Source organism: Algoriphagus hitonicola, from assembly GCF_900113375.1.
Lineage (GTDB): Bacteria > Bacteroidota > Bacteroidia > Cytophagales > Cyclobacteriaceae > Algoriphagus > Algoriphagus hitonicola.
Genome location: NZ_FOPC01000008.1, coordinates 143381 through 165344, shown reverse-complemented (window position 1 = coordinate 165344; position 21964 = coordinate 143381). Strand labels below are relative to the sequence as shown.

Annotated in this window: 22 protein-coding genes; 12 read left to right on the top strand and 10 right to left on the bottom strand. The window is 43.1% G+C overall.

Annotation, left to right across the window (positions count from 1 at the left end):
• Positions 1–6 precede the first annotated feature (6 nt).
• The 3 genes from BM043_RS12375 to BM043_RS12365 are packed head-to-tail and all read left to right on the top strand — an operon-like array spanning position 7 to position 1869.
• The gene (locus BM043_RS12375; protein WP_092792090.1) at positions 7–492 is read left to right on the top strand and encodes a low molecular weight protein-tyrosine-phosphatase; all 486 of its coding nucleotides are present in this window, start codon (positions 7–9) and stop codon (positions 490–492) included.
• Positions 485–1360: a fructosamine kinase family protein gene (locus BM043_RS12370; protein ID WP_092792088.1), complete on the top strand. Its 876-nt coding sequence runs from the start codon at positions 485–487 to the stop codon at positions 1358–1360. The genes BM043_RS12375 and BM043_RS12370 overlap by 8 nt, the downstream gene beginning before the upstream one ends.
• Before the next feature lie 2 nt (positions 1361–1362).
• Complete coding sequence (locus BM043_RS12365; RefSeq protein WP_092792086.1) at positions 1363–1869, top strand: GNAT family N-acetyltransferase; 507 nt, start codon at positions 1363–1365, stop codon at positions 1867–1869.
• Here BM043_RS12365 and BM043_RS12360 read toward each other — a convergent pair.
• Together BM043_RS12360 and BM043_RS12355 are read right to left on the bottom strand one after the other, a co-directional pair.
• The gene (locus BM043_RS12360; protein WP_092792183.1) at positions 1861–2982 is read right to left on the bottom strand and encodes a Gfo/Idh/MocA family protein; all 1122 of its coding nucleotides are present in this window, start codon (positions 2980–2982) and stop codon (positions 1861–1863) included. The genes BM043_RS12365 and BM043_RS12360 overlap by 9 nt on opposite strands.
• Before the next feature lie 52 nt (positions 2983–3034).
• Entirely contained in the window at positions 3035–4303 is a 1269-nt protein-coding gene (locus BM043_RS12355) for an aspartate kinase (protein ID WP_092792084.1), read from the bottom strand.
• 58 nt (positions 4304–4361) lie between these two features.
• Between BM043_RS12355 and fbp the strand changes: the two genes are divergently transcribed.
• From fbp to BM043_RS12335, 4 genes are all read left to right on the top strand, one after another.
• The gene (gene fbp, locus BM043_RS12350; RefSeq protein ID WP_092792082.1) at positions 4362–5408 is read left to right on the top strand and encodes a class 1 fructose-bisphosphatase; all 1047 of its coding nucleotides are present in this window, start codon (positions 4362–4364) and stop codon (positions 5406–5408) included.
• 61 nt (positions 5409–5469) lie between these two features.
• A complete protein-coding gene (locus BM043_RS12345; protein WP_245753024.1) occupies positions 5470–6648 on the top strand; it encodes a PQQ-dependent sugar dehydrogenase in 1179 nt (392 codons plus the stop codon).
• A 203-nt stretch (positions 6649–6851) separates the two neighbouring features.
• Complete coding sequence (locus BM043_RS12340; protein ID WP_092792080.1) at positions 6852–7088, top strand: hypothetical protein; 237 nt, start codon at positions 6852–6854, stop codon at positions 7086–7088.
• On the top strand, positions 7075–7446 hold the full coding sequence (locus BM043_RS12335; protein ID WP_092792078.1) for a PIN domain-containing protein: 372 nt from the start codon (positions 7075–7077) through the stop codon (positions 7444–7446). The genes BM043_RS12340 and BM043_RS12335 overlap by 14 nt, the downstream gene beginning before the upstream one ends.
• Before the next feature lie 121 nt (positions 7447–7567).
• Here the strand turns inward: BM043_RS12335 and BM043_RS12330 are convergent, their stop codons facing one another.
• Together BM043_RS12330 and BM043_RS12325 are read right to left on the bottom strand one after the other, a co-directional pair.
• Positions 7568–9745, bottom strand: coding sequence for a DUF5916 domain-containing protein (locus BM043_RS12330; protein ID WP_092792076.1), 2178 nt, complete (start codon positions 9743–9745; stop codon positions 7568–7570).
• Positions 9742–12126 carry a TonB-dependent receptor gene (locus BM043_RS12325; RefSeq protein ID WP_092792074.1) on the bottom strand — a complete coding sequence of 795 codons (2385 nt, stop codon included), beginning with the start codon at positions 12124–12126 and terminating at the stop codon, positions 9742–9744. The genes BM043_RS12330 and BM043_RS12325 overlap by 4 nt, the downstream gene beginning before the upstream one ends.
• Before the next feature lie 394 nt (positions 12127–12520).
• Between BM043_RS12325 and BM043_RS12320 the strand changes: the two genes are divergently transcribed.
• Positions 12521–12805: a hypothetical protein gene (locus BM043_RS12320; protein WP_092792072.1), complete on the top strand. Its 285-nt coding sequence runs from the start codon at positions 12521–12523 to the stop codon at positions 12803–12805.
• Positions 12806–12818: 13 nt separating this feature from the next.
• Here BM043_RS12320 and BM043_RS12315 read toward each other — a convergent pair whose 3' ends face one another.
• Positions 12819–13775 (bottom strand): calcium/sodium antiporter, encoded by a 957-nt coding sequence (locus tag BM043_RS12315; protein ID WP_092792070.1) that lies wholly within the window; start codon positions 13773–13775, stop codon positions 12819–12821.
• Between the two features lie 97 nt (positions 13776–13872).
• Between BM043_RS12315 and BM043_RS12310 the strand changes: the two genes are divergently transcribed.
• Positions 13873–14217, top strand: coding sequence for a hypothetical protein (locus BM043_RS12310; protein WP_092792069.1), 345 nt, complete (start codon positions 13873–13875; stop codon positions 14215–14217).
• A 19-nt stretch (positions 14218–14236) separates the two neighbouring features.
• Entirely contained in the window at positions 14237–14575 is a 339-nt protein-coding gene (locus BM043_RS12305) for a hypothetical protein (RefSeq protein WP_092792067.1), read from the top strand.
• 14 nt (positions 14576–14589) lie between these two features.
• Here the strand turns inward: BM043_RS12305 and BM043_RS12300 are convergent, their stop codons facing one another.
• Positions 14590–15255 carry a DUF3575 domain-containing protein gene (locus BM043_RS12300; protein WP_143189534.1) on the bottom strand — a complete coding sequence of 222 codons (666 nt, stop codon included), beginning with the start codon at positions 15253–15255 and terminating at the stop codon, positions 14590–14592.
• A gap of 80 nt (positions 15256–15335) precedes the next feature.
• On the opposite strand from BM043_RS12300, the gene BM043_RS12295 reads away from it, so the two are divergent.
• The gene (locus tag BM043_RS12295) at positions 15336–15686 is read left to right on the top strand and encodes a hypothetical protein (RefSeq protein WP_092792064.1); all 351 of its coding nucleotides are present in this window, start codon (positions 15336–15338) and stop codon (positions 15684–15686) included.
• Positions 15679–16035: a hypothetical protein gene (locus tag BM043_RS12290; RefSeq protein ID WP_143189533.1), complete on the top strand. Its 357-nt coding sequence runs from the start codon at positions 15679–15681 to the stop codon at positions 16033–16035. The genes BM043_RS12295 and BM043_RS12290 overlap by 8 nt, the downstream gene beginning before the upstream one ends.
• Positions 16036–16105: 70 nt before the next feature.
• Here the strand turns inward: BM043_RS12290 and BM043_RS12285 are convergent, their stop codons facing one another.
• From BM043_RS12285 to BM043_RS12270, 4 genes are all read right to left on the bottom strand, one after another.
• The gene (locus BM043_RS12285) at positions 16106–19033 is read right to left on the bottom strand and encodes a S9 family peptidase (protein WP_092792060.1); all 2928 of its coding nucleotides are present in this window, start codon (positions 19031–19033) and stop codon (positions 16106–16108) included.
• A gap of 489 nt (positions 19034–19522) precedes the next feature.
• Entirely contained in the window at positions 19523–19879 is a 357-nt protein-coding gene (locus tag BM043_RS12280; RefSeq protein WP_092792058.1) for a helix-turn-helix domain-containing protein, read from the bottom strand.
• A 1-nt stretch (position 19880) separates the two neighbouring features.
• The gene (locus tag BM043_RS12275) at positions 19881–20174 is read right to left on the bottom strand and encodes a type II toxin-antitoxin system HigB family toxin (protein ID WP_092792055.1); all 294 of its coding nucleotides are present in this window, start codon (positions 20172–20174) and stop codon (positions 19881–19883) included.
• An 83-nt stretch (positions 20175–20257) separates the two neighbouring features.
• Positions 20258–21961 carry an amidohydrolase gene (locus BM043_RS12270; protein WP_092792179.1) on the bottom strand — a complete coding sequence of 568 codons (1704 nt, stop codon included), beginning with the start codon at positions 21959–21961 and terminating at the stop codon, positions 20258–20260.
• Positions 21962–21964 lie beyond the last annotated feature (3 nt).

The window sequence follows — 21964 nt, the reverse complement described above, 5'->3', positions numbered from 1 at the left end:
TTTCGCATGATTAAAGTATTATTCGTTTGTCTTGGTAATATTTGTCGTTCCCCGTTGGCAGAAGCAATTTTTGATCAAAAAATCAAAGCTGCCGGTATCGAGGACCACTTTAAGTCCGATAGTGCTGGCACCTCCGATTTTCATATTGGAGAGTTGCCTGACGAGCGTACGATCAATTGTGCCAAAAAATTTAATCTTCCGGTCAATCATCGGGGAAGGCAGGTGAACCGTACGGATTTCCGTGATTTTGATTACATCTTGGCGATGGATGAAAACAATCTGCGAAACCTCAACAATCTAAAAGTGCGATTTGGGTTTGCCGATAAAGAAATTCATCTTCTCCGCAATTTTGTACCAAATAGCGAAGTCCTTTCGGTACCGGATCCTTATTATGGCACGGAGGATGGTTTTGAGGAAATTTATCATATCCTCAATGAGGCCGTGGACCATTTTTTGGTGACTATCCAAGAGAGACATCAGCTCTATGCATGATCAAAATGACCTTTACGAACAAATACTTTTTGAAAATCTTGGGGCTGATTCCCTGCTTAAAAATGCCAGCTTAATCGCATCAGGCAGTCATAATCAAGGAATCCGACTGGACACTCCTGCGGATTCATTTTTCCTAAAAATTAATTTCGAACACGAACGGGACATTCTGAAAAAAGAGGCTGAGGGCTTGGATTTACTTCGGGCAAATACCTTCCTTCAGGTTCCTGAGGTTTTCGGATTTGGACGAATCGGGGACTATAATTACCTCCTGATGGAATTTATCCAGCAGCGACGCCAAAACCCCAATTATTGGGAAAATCTGGGGATCGGGCTAGCCCACCTGCACTTGACTCAGGAACAACAATTTGGTTTGGAAAAAGATAATTTCATCGCATCCCTTCAGCAACGAAATATCCATACTGACAATTGGCTTGATTTTTTCATTGAATTCAGATTGGAACCCTTGATCGGAAAAGCGTATTTCGATCGGCTCATTCCTTTAGATTTTCTCAAAAAATTTCAGGAAATCTATCCTAGGCTCCAAGGAATTTTCCCGGAAGAAAAGCCTGCCTTGCTGCACGGAGATCTTTGGTCAGGAAATGTGGTCTGCAATGCCGAAGGACAGCCCGCACTGATCGATCCGGCGGTTTATTTTGGACATCGGGAAATGGATCTGGCATTCAGCCGTTTATTTGGTGGCTTTGATCAGGAATTTTACGATGCGTATGAATCGGCATTTCCTTTGGAGCCTGAGTTTGAGTCTCGGATGGGCATTTACAATTTATACCCGCTTTTGGTCCACCTCAATCTCTTTGGGAGCGCCTATTTACCCGGAATCGAGCGGATTGTCAAACGATTTGAAAACTAACGATGTCTATTTTAATCAGAGCTGCAAAATTGGAAGATATTCCTGTGATTTTGGAAATCAACAATTATGAGATCCTTCAGACCACGGTCAATTATGACATCGTGCCCAAGACTTTGGAAGAACAAGAAAATTGGATTCACCAAAAAGAAAATGCCGGCTTCCCGATTTTAGTCGCTGAGATCAATGGAAGAGTAGAGGGATTTGCCTTTTATGGGACTTTTCGCCCTAAATACGGTTATCGGTTTACGGTCGAGCATTCGGTGTATATCGGACCAGATTCCCGAGGCAAAGGCCTAGGCAGGAAACTCATGGAGCAACTCATCGGCATCGCCAAAGAGGCAGGATATCACTCCATGGTAGGAGGAATCGACTCGTCCAATTTAGGCAGCTTGGAATTCCACCGAAAACTTGGCTTCCGAGAAGTGGGAAGGTTCAAAGAAATCGGTCACAAATTCGACAAGTGGTTGGACTTGATTTTTGTGCAGTTGCTCTTGGAGGAATCAAACTAAGGCCACTTTTTCACCGGTTTTTGCTGCTTCAAAAATTGCCTCGATGATGCGCATATCTTTGAGCCCTTCCCGTCCATCCACAGGAATTTCCGCTTCTTTACCATCCAGAATCATCGCAGCCATTTGATCCATTTGAGTGGTTTGATGAGTTACGTGCGGATTGTCAAGTGGGCTTTCGTGCGTACGACCTTCAATCGGACCGTATCCAGTTGATGGCTGCATCTCGGCAAAACCTTTGGTGCCGTTTAGGTAAAATTTGTCTAAATAATTCATGCTGTAAGTCGAAAGACAAGAAGCGACTACTTCATTTGGAAAACCCATCTGAAAAATAATCGTCTCATCAATCCCTTCTTTAAACTTGACGGGGTCGGTTTTGACCTCCTGAGCGGTCACCCAAAGTGGTTCCGAACCGATCATATATCGTGCGCCATTGATGGAGTAAATCCCGATATCCATCATCGCCCCTCCACCGGAAAGTACAGGATCCAACCTCCACTGCGTAGGATCTCCAATAATGAATCCGCTTAATCCCTGAAAAAACTTAATTTCCCCAAATTCACCTGCTCGTCGCTTTCGCACCACCTCCAAGGTATTGGCTTCGAAGTGCATTCGATACCCAATCAAAAGCTTCACGCCCATTTGATCGCAAACGCTGATCATTTCGGCAGCATCGGCAACAGTGGTGGCCATGGGTTTTTCGCAGATGACATGCTTCCCTGCCTTTGCAGCACGAATGCTATGCTCCTTGTGCAGTCCATTGGGCGTAATTACATACACCGCATCGATGTCCGGATTATCTTTGATTTGATCAAAATTCTCGTAGTTGTAACAGTTTTTATCCTCAATGTTATGCTCCTTTTTCCAAGATTCAATTTTGGATGGAGTGCCACTGACCAGGCCAACCAGTTTGGCTCGCTTGCAATCTTTCATCGCTTGGGCGACTCGGGTGCCGTAGCTCCCCAGTCCCATGATGGCAACACGGAGCGGTTTTTCATCTTGATTAAATAGGGGATCTGATTGTGTTTTGGAATAGCTAATCATAGGAATAGTAGGTAAACTGAGAGCCAAGGCTGAAATACTAGCTTTTTGGAGAAATGATCTTCTGGTTTTCATAGGTTTATCGGGTTGAAAATGGAATGTACTCATTTTTATAAAAAAAAACATCCTAAATCGGCTTTCCTACTAACTGAAAAGTTGTCCGTGTCCGCTGCTCCAGCATGATGGTATAGTTTGCCGAAAAATCCCGAATCAGATCTTCGTCGGGATTTATAATAGTCAATAACTGCAAACCTTCATTGTACCTGACTTTAAAGGATTTGGCTAGACTTTCCACTAGTTTTTCCAACTTAAATAGTTGATAATCGATCACAATCGAAATCCCAATTGCGGAGGTTTGAAGCAAATTTACCCGCAATTTCAGTAAATCCAGTTCCCGGTAAACTTGATGAATATGCTGTTCTTCCACGAAGGAAAAGTCAGTCATCTGAAATGTCACCAAAATCTGCTTTTCTTTGACAATCAGAGTAGGAATGGGATTTTGCTTACCCGATCCATAAATCATGGTACCCTTGGCTTCCGGATTCAAAAAAGACTTAACGTATAGAGGAATCGACTTATTTGCCAATGGCTTGATCGTTTTGGGGTGAATGACCGAAGCTCCGTAAAAAGTCATTTGTGCGGCTTGTTTGTAGTCGAGTTCATCAAAGAGCGTGGCATTGGGAAATCGCTTCGGATCTGCATTCAATACTCCGGGTACATCTTTCCAGATCGTCACGCTCCCGGCATCCAAGCAAGCTGCTAAAATCGCAGCGGTAAAATCCGATCCCTCTCTTCCCAGAGTTGTGGTTCTTCCGATATGATCTGCTCCAATGAATCCTTGGGTAAGAACTGGAAATAGGTCCAACTTGGGTAAAAGCTGCAATTGACAGGCAGACCGAGTCCGCTCCCAATCCACCTTGGCAAAGCGGAATTCTGAATTGGTCCGGATCAGTTCCCGGGCATCTTGCCAAAGCACAATCAAACCCTGATTACATAGGTACTCCATCACAATGGTCGTGGCGATCAACTCTCCAAAGGACACGACTTGATCATAAAACTCATCGTAATTTTCTTTGGTCAAAGGCCGCTCGACGACTAATTTCAATTGGATAAACCAGTTTTTAATTCTGGAAAAGACTGGGTGCTCCGACTCAAACAACTCATCACAGACTTTCAAATGAAAGGCTTCTAAAATTGAACTTTTCGAATACCAATCTTCTGATTTTAATCTTAAATCAATAATTTCCTCCAAGGCATTTGTGGTTTTCCCCATGGCTGAAACTACGACTATGAGATTTTTTCGCAATCGATTACGAAAAATTTCAGCTAAGTTTTTGATAGAATCCGCATCTTTGACCGAAGCCCCTCCAAATTTGTAAACAGCTATTTTTGCCATAAGAAATATTTCCTAATTTTCGGAAGATATAAACCCAATAATTGTACTTTTCTAATTTATGAAAATCCTACCTTATCAGCCGGACCAAAGCGGAATGGCTTACTCCGTCGGGGTCACCCTGGACCGATTTATTAAACTCAAACAAAGCGACTTCCCATTTGCTTCTGGAGAACTCTCCCAGCTTTTGCGGGATATCGCTTTGGCCGCCAAGATAGTCAATCGCGAAACGAATCGGGCCGGATTGGCCAATATCGGCGGAGCTTTTGGCCAGATCAATGTACAAGGGGAAGAGCAGCAAAAACTGGATGTGATCGCCAACATCCGATTTATGCGAGCCCTCAGCAAGGGTGGCGAAGTCTGTGCCATAGTTTCGGAGGAAGAAGACGCAGTGATTGATCTGCAGAATAATTCCGGTAAATACGTAGTTGCCATCGATCCGCTAGACGGAAGCTCCAACATCGATGTCAATATCAGCATCGGGACGATTTTTTCGATTTACCGAAGAAAGACACCAATCGGTTCTCCTATTCAGGAAGAAGATATCATGCAGCCGGGCAGTGAACAGGTGGCTGCGGGGTATGTGCTGTATGGCTCCTCCACCATGCTCGTATACACGACCGGATTTGGAGTCAACGGTTTCACATATGAAGCTTCTCTTGGAGAGTTTTTCCTTTCACATCCTAATATTCAAGCCCCTGAAGATGGTAAAATCTATTCTATCAATGAGGGTCTTGAAAAGCACTGGTCTTTGGGAGTAAAAGAATACATTGACTTTTGCAAAAGCAAAGGGTACTCTGCCCGATACATTGGCTCTCTGGTGGCTGATTTTCACCGTAATCTGCTCAAAGGAGGCATTTACCTCTATCCGGGAACACAAAAAAACCCGAGCGGAAAACTCCGTCTCCTGTACGAGGCCAATGCTTTGGCATTTATTGCTGAGCAAGCTGGCGCCAAAGCTACGGATGGTTCACAGCGAATTTTGGAGATTCAGCCCACTTCCCTTCATCAGCGGACTCCACTTTTCATCGGCTCTGACACAATGGTCGACGAGGTTCTCAGGTTGATCGCCAAATCCAATCAATCCATCTCTGCTTTCAACCTCTGAAAGGATTCCGATTGAGCTTTCCAAGAGGATGTATTATCTTGTAAGCTTAAATCTTGAATTTATGAAACTAAAAATCTATTATCAATTACTTACAGGAGCATTTGGAGCAGCTTTGCTTTTCTCTTGTGAGTCCAAAGACGTCGATCAAGCTGTCTCTGAGGAGCAAGGAGAAACTGTAGATGCAACTTTTGCAACTCAAACCGATGAAATGCTCATCAAGGTAGACACCCTGCATACGGATTTTGAAAGTCCTTGGGGAATGACCTGGCTTCCTGACGGAAAAATGCTGATCACCGAGCGAAAGGGTGAAATCTTGATTTTCGAAGATGATGCATTTACCGGACAAAAAATCCAAGGTCTCCCGGAAGTTCACGAGGTGAACCAAGCAGGACTTCTCGATGTCGCTATTCATCCAAAATACGATGAAAATGGCTGGATATACATTGCTTACGCCAAACCTTTTCCAGATAATAAAGGAGCCTTGACCATTATGCGATTTAAGCTTGACGGAACCAACGCCGTAGATCAGGAAGAACTGATCACTGCCATGCCAGAATGGGAAGGTGGACGACACTTCGGGAGCCGAATTGTTTTTGACAATGACGGATACTTATATTTCTCCAACGGAGACAAAGGAAACAAGCCTGAAAATGCCCAAGACCTCACCAATGCGCACGGGAAAATCCATAGAATCCATGACGATGGAAGAATTCCTTCTGACAATCCATTTGTAGATGAGGAAGGAGCCGTAGCATCCATTTGGACTTATGGAAATCGAAACCCTCAAGGATTAGTCTATGACAAAGCCAATGATCGGCTTTGGGAAGTAGAGCACGGACCACAAGGAGGCGATGAGCTGAACCTGATCGAAAAAGGAAAAAATTACGGTTGGCCTGTGATCACTTATGGCATCAATTACGATGGTACGCCGATTACCGATATCACTGAAAAAGAAGGAATGGAACAGCCGATAACTTACTACGTCCCTTCTATTGCCACCTGCGGAATGACTTTAGTCACTTCCGATAAATATCCCGCTTGGAAAGGTGATATCTTGATTGGAGCATTGGCCAAAATGCACATCAACCGGGTGGATATGGAAGGAACAGAGGCTCTTTCTCAGGAAGTGATGTTTCAAGACATCGGACGGGTAAGGACGGTCTCCGAAAGCCCTGATGGCTACCTATACGCCATCACGGAGGGAACCGGGCTCTTGGTTAAATTGCTTCCAGTGAATTAATTGACTTAGAAAAAGCATAGATTTTATTTTTTGATAGGAGCCGAATACTTTTTCGGCTCCTATCATTTTAACGCTATCCATTTCAATTTCTGAATCTTTCAAAAATGCTTTTTAGAAAACTAAAGGCTTTAATTTCACCTTCAAATAATTATCTAAAAAGCTCAAATTTCGTTACTTTTAATTGAGATCATAATTCAGTCAACATGGAAACAATCATAGTTAAAGTGGATACAGAGGAAAATCGGGCCTATTTAAAAGAATTTCTTCTAAGGTTTAATTTTGTTAGGGAGGTAGATGGAGAGCCAATTCCTTTGGAAAAGGAAAAATCTGAATCAAAAAATGTAGCTGGGACTTTGCAATCTTATGCCGACAGCACTAAACTCAAAGAAGAGGAATTAGTTTGGGAAAAAATAGTGAAAGAGAAGCATGGCACTCATTGATGCAAATTATATTTTGAGATATCTTCTCCGAGACAACAATAGACAATTTCTCCTATCTAAAGAGGTAATCGAAAATCAAGAAATCCTCCTGACTGATTTTATTTTAGCTGAAGTGGTTTATGTCTTGGAAAAAGTCTTTTCAATTCCCAGAGATGTTATAAAAAGCACTTTAGAAAATCTCGTTCGCTATCAAAATCTGAAAATGGTAAATAAGAGTACTATTCTTGAATCTCTTAAAATATATTCGAAAAACAGAATTGACTTTGCAGACTCTTTGCTTATCGCTTACCACAATTCAAGCGCAACTACCAAACTGCATACCTTCTATAAAAAGATTCTAAAAATAATTTCGAAGTAATTCACTTTTCATTGATTCTAATATTCGCCTAAATCTTTAATAAAATTAATCATTTGACTTTTGAGGATCTCAATCTATCTAAGATTATGACATCTCAAATCCCCATTTTTTTATCCAAAACTTATACATTCCACCAATAAGTAAACTTCAGCACGATTGAGCGATTTTTGGTATAAAATGGTGCCGGAAGATAATTATCCGTGTACACGATAAAAAGATCTGAAGCCGGCTGGAATCGCCACTGAAATCGGGTATTCAAATTGATGTTTTCGATCTGCTCATTGTATTGGACAAAGGCCGTGAAAAATAGCGTATTGGTCATCGTCACATCCACCCGGGGACCGACCAGCCAGAAGTTGGTGGTTCCCCAAGGCTCAGGCAAAATGATCCGATTGTAATTGGTATTCATCGCAATGCTCACATAGGGCTGAAAGCGATACCCCATCTCCGTGCTGACATTGTAGCGATTGCCATCGGCATAATAGCCGCCCATTCGGGACGAAAAACTGTAGGTAAATAAACTCTGTGGCTTGGATGCGTATTCTGTTCCCCAAGCTCGCCAAGTGTGATTGGTCCCTGCCGGGAGTGTTTCCCCAGAAAAATTGGTAGGGTCAAAGGGCCGCTGCAATTTCACAAAATCATAGCCGGTCCACAGCATAAAGGTACTTTGACTTCTCCATTTGACATTGTAAGAAGCAAAAGTCGTGTTGTCAGTTTGCTCCCCATTGGTATTGAAAAAGAAAGTCGTCCCCACATCAGGACCATGACTCAGGATTTTTTCGCTTTTGGGAAACCAGCGATAGCCCAGCGTGGGTGAAATTTTGTAAAACCCATTTCTCGGTACAAATCCCACTTCGGCCGTGTAGTTTTCAGAAACATACTCATGTTGCCAATTCCAGGTAAGATTCCCCGAGGCATACCTTAAGTTCGCTGCATGGACAAATCCGTTGTGGCTTCCATCCGGCCCAAAACTTTTTAGCAGCATTGCCTTTCCCGTCCACAGATTATTGGAAGATGCCAAATTGTATTCGAGGCCCAGATTCCGATTGTATTGACTATAAATCTGATTTTCCGATTCCAAATCCGGATTATAATTCAGCGACTGCTTGTTGATTACAATTCCAGTAATATTGGAGCGGGCACCTACTTGTCGTTGTAGCGCCATCACGGTGAAATTCTGAGATGGCAAACCTTCGGAATCTACTCCGCCTGTCTGCATATTCATCGCTCCGATTCTCCAGTCTTTGTTGATTTTTCCACTCAGGCGAGCGCCAAACTGAATGGGCGCGTTGAGTCCGATTCTCCGGGAGAAAAATGGCCGAATGGTGCTGTAACCGAAATTGGCGAAAAGATCTCCATTTTCGAGAAAAAACTGTCTCCGCTCGGGAAAAAACAATTCAAATCGATCCAGATTGGTCACTTGCCGATCCACCTCCACTTGAGAAAAATCCGGATTAACCGTCAGGTCCAGATTCAACGAGGAAGTCAAAGCAATCTTCGCATCCATCCCGAATTCCCGTCGGTATTGATTATCGCCTTGATTTTCTTGGTCTTTGGAAATGCCTCCCAACAAATACGGAATCACAGAAATATTCGCCCCCGCTTCAGGCGGCGCCTCATCCCAAACCAAGACTCCCGTGTAGGCAAGCGAAGCTGATGGAAACTGACGAGGGACCGGAGCCCAACCTGACTTTTCGGTGGTTTTCAGATCCAGTCGGGAGAAATTGATTCCCCATTCTTTGATGCCTTTTTTGTAGCGGATGGATTTAAAAGGAATGGCCGCCTCAAAGACCCACTTGTCCTCGTAATTGGTGACTTTGGAAGTCCATTTATTATCCCAACTCAGGTCCACCGAACCGCCATTAAACATAATCCCATCCCACTGAGCTCCTGCTGCGTTGGCTCCAAAAGAAAATCCATTGGTCTGATCATCAAACGGATCCATAAAAAGCAGAAAATTATCGTTTTTGCCAAAGTTAAAATCCCGACGCAGGGACTCTACCATATAGGGACCTTCGACCGCATGGTAATTGACCACCATCAGGTAGAGATGCTGATCATCGTAGGTCATTCTCACATCAGTTCTCACCTCTGCAAAACTGGTATCCATCGGAGTAATCATAAAAAAATCCGTGGCCACTTCTGCATCTTCCCATGCCTGCTCATCCATCAAACCATCAATGACAATCGCGGACGAAGCACGCTTCATGTGTAGACGATAGGCATCATTGATTTTCTGAGAAAAACCGGGAAAGCCTGAAATTAATACTACGAAAAGGGCTAAACAGAAATTCTTCATGGATTGATGCGATAGCTAAAGGTCAAATTGATCTGTCGGCGGATAAATTGGGAGTTTCCTTCGGTAAAGAAATTTTCTCCCTCCGTGATAAAGCGGTTTCGTCTAGAGTTCAAAATGTCATTTGCTGTAAATATCAGCCTTCCCCGCTCCCCCAGGATTTGTTTGCTGGCCGATATATCCATAAAGAAAATTCCTTTTCTGACACCCTGAGCAGTTTTTTGACGAGCGTCATAATTACCGCGGAATTGCAAATCCCAACCATTTTCCAGTATAAATCGGGAAGTGTGTCTGGTCAAAAATGAAGTAGTTCTTGCCCGAAAATCCGTCTGCACATTGCTGCCGTCAATATCGGCATGGAAAAAATTAAAATTCAAGTCCAATTTCCACCACTCTTTGAGCTGATAATCCGCACTAAACTCTAGACCGAATGATTCCTCTCCAGTCAAATTATAGGGTAAAGTCGTCGCAAAACCCTCGTCATTGACCGCTCGAATCCGCTCGATTTTATCCCTGGTATTCCGGAAATAGGCAGTAGAAAAAAGCGTTCCCCCTTCAAAGTATTTGATATGCCCGAGCTCAAACGCATCGGTAAATTCAGGATCTAAATCTGGATTTCCGCTGAAGAAATTTCGCTGATCAGAAAATGTCACATAGGGACTCAGGTCATTGTATACAGGACGGCGAACTCGGCGGGAATAGCTGAGTTGGAAGGCATTTTCCTCCGAAACTGAATACGTCAAATGCGCACTCGGGAAGAGGTTGGTGTACGTGCGGGGATTTCGTTCATTGGTCTCGGCAAGGATGGTTTCCACATCGGTGTGCTCTGCCCTCAAACCAGCTTGATAGGTCCAGTCACCGGTTTTATTTCCCAAAATCCCGTATGCTGCCAGGATATTTTCATTGTAAAGAAAAATATTATCCAAGCCCGGGATTGGCAATAATTCACCCGTTTCATTTTCCTCCGAGACGATGAAATCATTTTCCATTTCTCGGAAGCTCGTCCGGAATCCCGTTTCGAATTTACCCTCCGAACCCAAAGGCTTGACATAATCCAATTGGAGCAAATATTGATTTTCGAATTCATCATTAATCGAGGTTTGCAACAAATCCTCTCCCAAAACTTCATTTCCTGAAGGATCAAAACGAAACTCAGTAAACAGCTGATCTGAATTTTCCCAATAACTCAAATAGGTAAATGTCCCAGTGAGTTCATGCCCTTTTTCGGCAAACGTCCGCTTATAATTTAGGGCAATTTCAGAATTGGGTTCCTTTTCCTTTTCATCCTGCCTACGAAGAGAATAGCCCAGAAAATTATCCAGTGAATTCAGGTAATCCTCGTAGCGAATATCGGTGATGCGTCGTCCATCCGTTCGTCTCCAGAGATAGGAAGCGGTCAGGATACTCTGTTCAGAGAAAAAATAATCCAATCCACCCCGGATATTATTGTTCCAGCCTCGAAGCTCACCGGAATTGGCCTGATTCAGGATCAAGGTATTTCCCTCCTCATAGACTTCCTGATATTGCTCACTGACATAGGGTTGATAACGACGAGCAAAGCCGTAATTAATAAACCAATTGATCCGTTTTTTTCGATAATTCAAATTGGCTGAAAAGCCCAAATTGAGCGGTGTGCCGGCAATCACTTCAAAGGAACCATTGAAGCCCTGTTTGCTGTCTTTTTTCAGAATGATATTGATTACGCCGGCCATTCCTTCGGCTTCATATCTTGCGGAGGGATTGGTGATGACCTCGACGCGCTCGACGAGATTGGCCTGAAGCTGACGCAATCCGGAGGAACCTTTGAAACTCACCAAACCCGATGGCTTTCCATCGATCAAAATCCGCACATTAGACGAACCTCGAAGTGTCACATTGCCCTCGGGGTCTACAGCCACAGAAGGAAGATTCATCAAAATATCCGTGGCCGTTCCCCCGGCATTGGCTAGGTCTTTACCCACATTGAAAATCCGCTTATCTAGCGAAAGTTCCATCAAGGTTTTCTCCCCCTGCACGACCACTTCTTCCAATTCCTCATCAGCTGCCTGAAGAAAAATTGTACCTAGATTATGCAGATTCTTGTTGCGAGAAAGTTCAAATTCTGCACTTTTATAGGCCTCAAAACCCATAAACTCCACCAAAGCATAAAATTTCCCAAAGGGAAGATCTACAGAAAAATTCCCATTTTCACCTGTAATTCCACCTCCTACCAAACTATCCGATGCAGTAAAAACAGCCACAGAAGCAAACGGAAGGTCTTTTTTGGAGTTTTGATCTTTAACCTTTCCGCGGAGTTTTGCCTGTGGAAAAGCCGAAAAGCTTCCTAGCAGAAACAAGACAAATCCGGCTAAAAAGAGCCGAAAGGGTAAATTTTGGGTTATCATAGGTTTGTAGGCTGGGCTGGCAAAGCAAACTTTACCAAATTGGGTTCTGCAATTTAGCAGTAAGCCTAGCAATGGTTTTCTATTTTTTGATAAATGGCATGAAAAATTCCCCAGAATATGCAAAAAGTATCCTTTTAAACTTTTTGGGCAAATTACGACACTTTATGTCATCATAACTTTCTTGGAGATAGGTCAACACCCGACTTTTCTGTAAATTTATTCCACTAAGCAATTCAATTTCAACCGAATGTACATTAGGCAAAAAGGATTCTTATCTCTTTTCCCCTATGTCAAAGTCAATCAAAAGAATAGTCAAATCAGCTCCTGAAAAATGAGGGTTCGGTACAATTGAATTGAGAATTATCAGTGTTGAAATCATCAAATCATAACTCAGATGACCTATCAAGAAAAAATAAAAGAGGCATTTCAATCCCTCGAAGAGGCGAGGATCCAAGTATTTACTGCTTTGGTCAATGTGGCCATGCACTCCGAGTTTAAGGATGTCGATGAGCTTTTTGAGGAAGGGGAGCAGTTTTCCTTTAGGAGCAGTGACTTTGACCATGCCACAGATCCCAATATCCAAAGCCTTCAATATGCTGTGAAAGCAATTGAGATTGCAGAGGATGAAATGTTGGGGTGGAACGGCGCCAATAATCTCGACCTACATGACAAGGGCTGATTTTCCGAAGCACTCAACTCTCCATTCCTACCAAATAGCCAGTATAAAGTAAGTAGGTTGCCAGTAAGATAAACGCTTCCCAGCGATCCAGTTTTTTACGCTTTCCGGTAAACATGGCAAAAAACAGAAAGATTGTACCTCCCATCAAAATGTAAATATCGGTATTGAATGATGGGTTGAATTCCAGGGGACGAACCAAGCCGCTGACACCCAAAATCAAGAAAATATTGAAAATATTAGAGCCAATAATATTCCCGATGGCGATGTCGGTATTTTTCCGGTAGGCGGCTACCACCGAAGTGGCTAACTCAGGCAGAGAAGTTCCTGCTGCCACGATAGTCAAGCCGATGATTTTTTCGCTGACTCCCAGCGATTGGGCCATAGAGACGGCATTGTCCACTACCAGTTTTCCACCTAAAATCAATCCACCTAACCCAATTAAAATCAGGGTCCAAATTTTAAGCTGGGAATAGTCTTTTACTTCGATGGTTTCCAGGCCTTCCTCTGTTTTCAATTGCGTGGCGACGTAATACAGAAACGCTGCAAACAGAACGAGTAGAATTATGGCGTCAATTTGTGAAAGCTCCCGAGTATCATCGACCAAGTAATTATTGGCCAAGAAAAAAATCACAATCGCTGCCAAAAGTGAGTAAGGGATCTCCTTCCAAACCGTGCTGGATTGCACCGAAAGGGGAATAATCAATCCAGAAAGTCCCAAAATCACAAAGAGATTGAAATTATTGGATCCGATGATATTGCCAAAAACGATATCCGGATAATTGCCCGAAGCTGCGATCACATTCACTACCAATTCCGGAGCAGAAGTCCCGAAAGCCACAATCGTCAGACCAATCGCCAAATCAGAAATATTTCGCTTTTTAGCCAAAACAGAGGCGCCGTCCACGAGCCAGTCGGCCCCTTTGACCAAAAGCAATAAACCTGCTACCAATAAAACAATCTGAAGTATCATGGTGGATTGAATGAGAATTGAAGAAGCAAAGCTAGGATGAATTTTTGGGATATTTTCAGGTCTATCCTTTCGCTTTATTTAAAAAAATTGTCATTATATGGATGAAATGGAAATCATAGCATGCAACATCGGAAAAAGGCAGTTGGAAGTGGGTTTACCGAGTACAGGAACCATCCATATTAATTTAATCTGTACCCTGTCCCCATTAGGAAAAATTGAAGAGTCGGAAATCCGTATCACAGGAATTACTGAAGAAAGTCGATATCGATTTCTTCAAACCAAATCGGAGGATATATTTCCAATTGAGCTCCAATCTTCGTCTCTCAAGGAAATAACATTACCAACCCCTTTTGCCCGAACTAAGCCTAAAATGCCTACGGAGACAAAATTACTTTGGTACAAAAAACTGAAAAAGGAACTCGAAGAAAAAGGTCTCATTTAAACCCAATCACCTAGTTATCATGGATGTAATAACTTATCAAGACGAAATAGGCCCCTTAATTAAAGCCGGTTTTCCCGGTGAAGGAAGCGTGATGCTATCGATTCTGCTCGATATCTCTGAACTAGGGGAAGTCAAAGAAACCTCGATAGAAATATCCGGCGACTACCAAAACGCTACTTATTCGTTTTATAAATCGAAGGAGGAAGGTTTCCTACCCGTCAGAATTTTAAAAACTGAGGAAAAAACTATCCACCTACCCAAAAAAGTAACAGCTGAGGAAAGGGAACTGTCCGATGAGGCGAAATTGAAAATGTATCTAAAATTAAAGGAAGAGTTAGAAAGGGAGCAGCTGATATAAAAGCCTTAATCAATTCAATCTAGGTCCCCTGTCAAAATCCCTACCTTGACGCCAATCGTAAAATGAGGAACGGAATCCCAGCCGTTGAAACGATAGCGATCTGCAAAGTCAAAGAAATTTTCCGAGAACTCATCACTTTGATTTTCGGATAATTCCACCTGACTTATCTGACGAAAACGTCCACGAAATCCGAGTCCAGCAAATGAGTCAATCAGAATATTTTTGGATGTATATACCTGTCGACCAAATTTGATTCCGGTTGCCAAAACATAAAAATTGATTCTTGCCTTATCATAGAAAAATTCCTGGCCGTCCATCCCGTAAGAGTCATCCTTTCGAGTGAAGTCTTTATTTACATAAAAAAACTCCACCGCCCAGTAATTCTTCTTGGTATAAAATTTCACCTCACTTTTACTCCTCCAAATCCTAAAATCCTCATTCCCCCCTCTTCCGGCTTTCATTCCGAATAGTCCCCCATTCAATCCTATCTCTGATTGAATGCTGACTTTAGTGTTAAAAAAATACTCCAAGCCTCCCTGAATAATAATTGTCTCCGGTTCAAATAAAGCCAAAGGAGAGGTTTTTACCACCCATTGCTTTTCGATCCCCAAGTCCTGCTGAGCAAAAAGGGAATAACTGGAGAGCATAAGAAAAAATGCTAAAATAGTTCGCAACGTCATAGTTTAGACAAGAGGAATAAAGCTAAGGAGAATTTTAGAATATTATTAACTTAGGAGAAATATGATCTAAAAGTTCTAGTATGATTGGATTTGAGATTTCTTTTAAAGAAGAAAAAATAATTGCGGCCGATACGGGGAGCACATTTTTGATTTTCACTAGGGTAAAAGTTAACGATCGAGATGAGTTGGATCTTTCTGTAACAGGTTCTAGCTATAATTTTGATTTTCGCTCTGTGTGGGGACAATGGAATCTAAAGGAAGGTGACAAGTTTGAAATTAGGGTAGTTGAAACAGAGGAAGCCACAGAGCCAATTAAAAGACACAGTAAAGAAAAAAGTAAGAAATCAGCCTTGGAGGCCAAGCTTTTGTCTTTCAAGAATCTTCAAAAAAAATTGCTCGAAAAAGGATTAATCGATGTTGAAAATGAATGAATTGGATAAAAGGAAAATTTTAGCTTTTGAATTTAAAAGTGAAAAAGAGCAGGTTGTTTTTGGCTTGGAAAATGGGGTTGTTTCTGCAATTTTTGAGTCGATTCACAAACAGCATCGAAAAGAATTGCAAATCAGTTTAGGAGGTTTAAATGAGGCTGATGAACATCTTGATTGGTTAAAAAGGCCCTTGGAAATCGGTGAAGAATTTGAATTCAAAGTTGTCCGGGCTAATCCCGCTCAGATTTCCGACCCATCGGAAAGGCGAAAATCAGCTCCACCTACCGATGAGCAATTAGTACAAGTTTACCATGATCTAAAAAAAGAGCTAGAAGAAGCAGGCCTCATCTAAACTCAGAAATCCCCCGACGCACAACACCGGGGGATTTTTCTTGCTTCTTGTTTATAGTATCTAGTATCTGTCAAAAAGCTCTTTCCTTCAGGTGCTCATCCAAGTCCAATAAATTCACCCCGCTTTTCCACCAGTCAGGAGCAGCCTCGCCTTTCAGATGATGGTCGAAAAATTCCATCATCCGCACACTGTAGTCTTTTCGGTTTTCCAGCTTGCTGAGTCCATGATTTTCGCCTTTGTACTGCATCATCACCACCGGTTTTTTCAAGCGACGGAGAGCGGAATAATATTCAATTCCCTGAGTGAAGTCCACGGCACCGTCCTTGTCATTGTGGAGCAGCAAAAGCGGAGTTTTGACATTTTTCACGTGATAAACCGGGCTGTTTCGCTCATAGGCTTCCCAGTTTTCCCAAGGTGCTCCTCGGAATCTCCCCTGTGAAGCTTCAAAGATGGACATATTTCCCCCACCTGAATTCCAATAGATCAAATCGTACATGGAAATCATATTAGTCAGTGGCGCGCCTGCGGCGGCAGCCTTAAACATATCCGTTTGCGTGATCAGGAAGGAAGTTTGGTAACCGCCCCAAGAGTGACCGTGAATACCGATATTGTCTTCGTCAATCACCCCGGTTTTGATCGCTTCCTTCACGGCAGGAATCACACACCAAACGGCCGACATTCCCGGATCGTCCAGCTTGTAAACGATATCCGGAATAAAGACCGCAAAGCCATTGGAAGTATAAACGCCGGGATTCCAGCCTGTGCCTCCATAGCCTGGATTGGACCAATTGTGGCGGGTTTGGGAGAGTTTTTCGTAATAGTAAACTACTGTGGGATATTTTTTCCCTTCTTCATAGCCTGCAGGCAAAAAGAGCGTGCCTTGAAGTTTGTCGCCCTTGTCGGAAACATAATCCACGAGCATGGTTCCGGCTGACCAAGCGTATTTTCCAGCATCCGGCGCATTTTCTGTCGCCTGTGTCGGGTTAGTTAAGGAAGCATCTGTTAAGTAGATTTGGGTGGGTTCATTGAATTTTTCTTTGGAAAAATAATAAGTCTCCGCATTCTTAGCTTTGGAGAGATTACCCACATTGGCATCTTCCCAAATCAAAACCTCAGCACCTGGATTCATTCCTCCTCTCCGCTCCGGAGTGAGTTTAGCGATTCCGCTTTTCTTGGTCCATTCGCCATACATGCGGATGAAAGCAGGCTTACTTAAGTCAATTCCCTTCTCCTCCGGGTCTAAGGTAAATCGGTATTGATAGCGAATCTGATCCGTTTTGCCATTGACAGTAAGGTTGACGGGGGTTTCTTTGGATTCGGTAACAGGAATTTGCCAAATATCCCAACCGTCCCGGATGAGTACGTATTTGCTATCCGAACTCCAGCCCAAAGCGCCATAGAGCGGTTTTTCGATATTGTGATCGTCTTCTACATTGACGAAGGAAACGGGCATGCCTTCGGTGATATTTCGGCTTTGAGCGGTAAGAATGTCATAGATGTAGTAATGCCCATCGAGGCCATAAATCAACTTGGTGCCATCGGGAGATTCCCGCGGGAAAGAGGAATAATTTGGCAGATAAAAGTTGGTGAAAAGCTCCTTCTTTTCTCCAGTTTTCAGGTCCACGATGTAAAAATCCCGATAGCTTTGCCCATTCAGATTTCCATCCAATTCATAGGCTTGCAGGTCTGAACCCAATGCATAGCGTTCCTTGTCCAAGATATTCAATTCCCGCATGCTGCTATCCTGGAGTTGAATATGTTTCGCTGCATTGACATCGTACATCGCCCAGAAACTGTAGTTTTTATCCTGGTTTTGCATGACCTGCTGTCGAGACTGCAGACGACTATCATTCCAGTGCCAGATCGTCATATCCGGTGTGTCGGCCTCATCGTCTTTTTTATCTTTCACCTTCCCAGAATCCAATTTGGCGATCGCTTTTTGCAAATCTGAAATGGATTTGATCGTGGTGTCGGCCATGATTTTTTTCATGGCTTCCGCTTCAGTCTGTTTAACAGAGTCCTGATCCACTTCCTTTTTGGCTTCCTCTTTTTCCGCTAAAACCAAGGGGTGAATTCCATAAAACAATCGAGTCAAATCCTCCGACCACATCGGAGTTCTATTAGGAGAAATGGTAAATTCCTGATCAAAATTGACCGAATCTTTTTCAGGATTGTAAACGGTGACCTGCGGAGGAGTGAGGTTTTTCACCCCGATGACCTGCCCCTTATCCTGCTTGTATTTTTTGTCTTTAACTAGTTTCAAGGCAGCAAAAGCCTCACCTTTTTCCGTCCAGTTAAGTGAACGGTAAGAAGCCTTGTCCGAGTCCAGAATCTGCATGCTATTGCCGGTCACATTCATCAGATAAAGCCCATTTCCGGACTGATTGGCCGCATCGACGGTGTAGGCGAGGTAACTTCCCGCTTTGTTGAAAGAAAAATCAGCGACATTGCCGATGTTCTGGGCTTTTTCCGTTGCTAGATGATACATCAGCAAATCTGAGCCTCGGGCATCACCATTCCCCTCTTTGGATAGGTTAATGGCCAAGACACTGGAAGCTTCTCCGTTGAAAGCGTAATTGGATACACCCTCGAATTCCTTTTTGTCTTCGGTTCCCAACTTGATCAGAATCGCCTTGTTCTTCAAAGCCTTGCCTTTGTTTTTTTCATTGGCCTTTTTTTCAGAGAAAGTTGGGTACTCGGTATAAACAAACCACTTTCCATCCTCGCTAAATTGCATGGAGGGGTAGTTGGTCGAACCGATTTTAAAGGTTTTTTTGGAGGATTCATCCCCAACTTTCTGGAGGATGATCTCAGCGTCACCTTCGGTCTGAACGAGGCCAAATGCTTGCCACTGACCGTCGGGAGAGAGTCGAAATGCCTGTCCGGGCATGTATTTCCAAGTGGCAATATCCTGCCAGGCGATGGGTTTGGTGTCCTGAGCCTGTGCGATAAAAGCAATCAGCATCATGCCCAAAAAGAGTTGTAGTGTTTTTCTCATGAAATTGGTTTTTTATTAGAAGAGTGAAAATAGGGAAAAATCTAATGGGATTTGTTTTGGACGGGGTTTCAATCAGGATTTAATAAAAAATTGGTTTTTTGATATCCCAACCTGAGTGAAGGGCAAAAGTAAAGGTTCACAATTCAACTATGTCCACCCCAAGTGAGCAGATTTTTGAAGTTTCTGAGAAACCACTAATCAATTTTCCAAACCTAATTAAGACTAGCTTCTTCAGAGGAATATTGAATTTTAGCAAGTTCGATAGTTGGCAAATACATCAAAAAAACCTTCCAGGTTTTCAAAACCTGGAAAGTCTAACTTAGATATAAGCATTCAGGTTTCTACCGAATACTTCTTAAACACCACTTTTCCCCCACCACTATCATAGCAAATTGGGTTTTTAGTATTTCATCTTCAGGTGGTGTATTGCTGTACTGTTCTTGAATTTGAAAAAGTAAGCCTAAACAAAAAATCAAATAAATCATGGGATCAATATTCCTGAACCAATACCTCTGTAGGAATTCGAAGATAGGTGTTCAGTTTTCGGATCATATCCAGCGAAAGTTTTCTTTTTCTATTCAACACTTCACTTACCCGACTTTTATTTCCTACCACCTCAGCAAGATCTTTATTTCTGAGATCCATCTGCTCCATTCGAAACTTGATCGCTTCGATAGGATCGGGTAGGTCAATCGGGAAATTTTCTTTTTCATATTGATCGATTAGAATAGAAAGTATTTCCAATTCGTCCCCTTTCTTGCTCCCCTTTTGAGCATCAAAAATCTCTTCAAGGCGAATCAGTGCTTTTTGATAATCTGTTTCAGTTTTGATAGGCTTGATATTCATATTAGATCGTATTTACGTTGATTTTGTCATACTCGGCGTGAGTTCCTATAAAGCGAATCCAACATAACTGAAATTCAAAATTGATTTTTACAATCAATCGGTAGTGATTCCCCTTAATATTGAATACTACTCTATTTTCTCCCAATAAACTGGCGTTTGGATACGCTCTTTTTAGATCGTGGGTAATACTCCATTGAGACTTTTCAGCTTCTCGATACCAGGCTTTTAGCTGTTGTTCAGAATCGGAATGTTTTTCCCAAAATTCCCGCAAGGTCCGTTTTGCAATTATTCTCACATGTTTCTAAATTCAAATATAAAAGAAAAGTTCCCATAAAGGGAACTTTTTAAAATTTAACTAACCTCGAAAGGTCTTAATTATTATCTTTTAAATACAACTTTTCCCCCCATCACAGTCATGGCTACTTTCGTCTTCAGTATCTCCTCTTCGGGAACTTCCATGATATTTTGATCAAAAACGGTGAAATCAGCCGCCTTGCCTACTTCAATCGAGCCTTTGAAATCTTCCTCAAACTCGGCATAAGCTCCATCCAAAGTATAGGATTTCAAGGCTTCTTCCCGAGTCATTTTTTGATCGGCTTCGTAGCCGTTTTCGGGAGTTCCTTCCAGCGTTTTTCGGGTCACCGAAGCATAAAAAGAAGGAATCGGATCCACCGGCTCTACGGGTGCATCTGTTCCGTTGGTCACTACCGCACCGGATTTCATCAGCTTCTGCCAAACATAAGCCCCGTCAATGATTCGCTTTTCGCCCAAGCGATCAATCGCCCAAGGACGGTCCGAACTCAAGTGAATCGCCTGCATGGCGGCGATCACGCCCATTTCTCCAAATCGGGGAATGTCATCGGGATGAATGTGCTGGGCATGTTCGATCCGAAAACGATGATCGGTTGCTTCTGGATTTTTAGCAAATGCGGCCTCGTAGCGATCCAAAATCTCCTGATTGGCGCGATCTCCGATAGCGTGGGAACAAACCTGAAACCCTAAAGGCAGCGCTTTCTCGGAAACTTCTGTCACCACAGACATCGGCAAAGTCTCATGGCCTCTGTGCCCCGGACGATCATAATAATCTTCCAGCAACCATGCACCTCTTGGACCTAAGGCGCCGTCACAATTCAATTTGATGGATCGAACCGTCAGCAAATGATCAGCCGTGTCGATCATCGGTCCTTTTTGATACCACTCCTCCAAGAGCTCGGGCTGACGACCTGTGAGCATGATGTATTGACGAACGGTGAGTTTGCCTTCGTTTTTGAATTTCTCCACCAAATCAATCACATCCTGACCCGAACCTGCATCGTGAAAAGAAGTGATCCCTTTTTCCACCAATTCCTGCAAGGCCAAAGTCAAGGCTTCTTCTGCCCGTTCGGGGGTCTCTTCGGGAACCAATCTAGCGACTAAATTGGAAGCTCTTTCGGTCAATACACCGGTTGGATTTCCCAAATCATCCAAAATAATCTCTCCGCCCTCTACCTCTCCGGGGCGCTCTCCACTCAAATTTGCAATCCCCGCCATCTCTAAAGCCTTTGCATTAGCGAAAGAGGCATGTCCTGAAGCATGACGGAGAAATACCGGATTGTCTTTGGAGACTTCATTAAGCTTTTCATTGGTTTGAAAGCCTTTGACCATTTTCTCGGGCTTTTCGATCCATTTATCCTGATGCCAGCCCCTGCCCGTAATCCAGTCGCCTGGCTGGGCTTTTTCCACGGCTTCGGCTACTTTTTCGACCAATTCATCGTAGGTTTTCACGTACATGAGATCAAGCTCAAGTTTATTATAGCCGATTCCCATCAGGTGCGCATGAGATTCGATCAAGCCGGGTGTCATGGTTTTGCCTTCGAGATCAATGACTTCGGTAGTTTCTCCCGCCCATTCTTGGATTTCGGCAGTCGTTCCCACGGCTTGAATCATGCCATCCTTAACGGCGACGGCCTCCACTTTTGGATTGGATTCATCGACGGTGTAGATGATGCCATTGATAAAAACTTGGTCTGCTGGATTTTCAGGGCCTGAGCTACAGGAGAACCCGATAAAAGCCAATAAGGCTAGGAAGTAAGTATTTCTCATAAG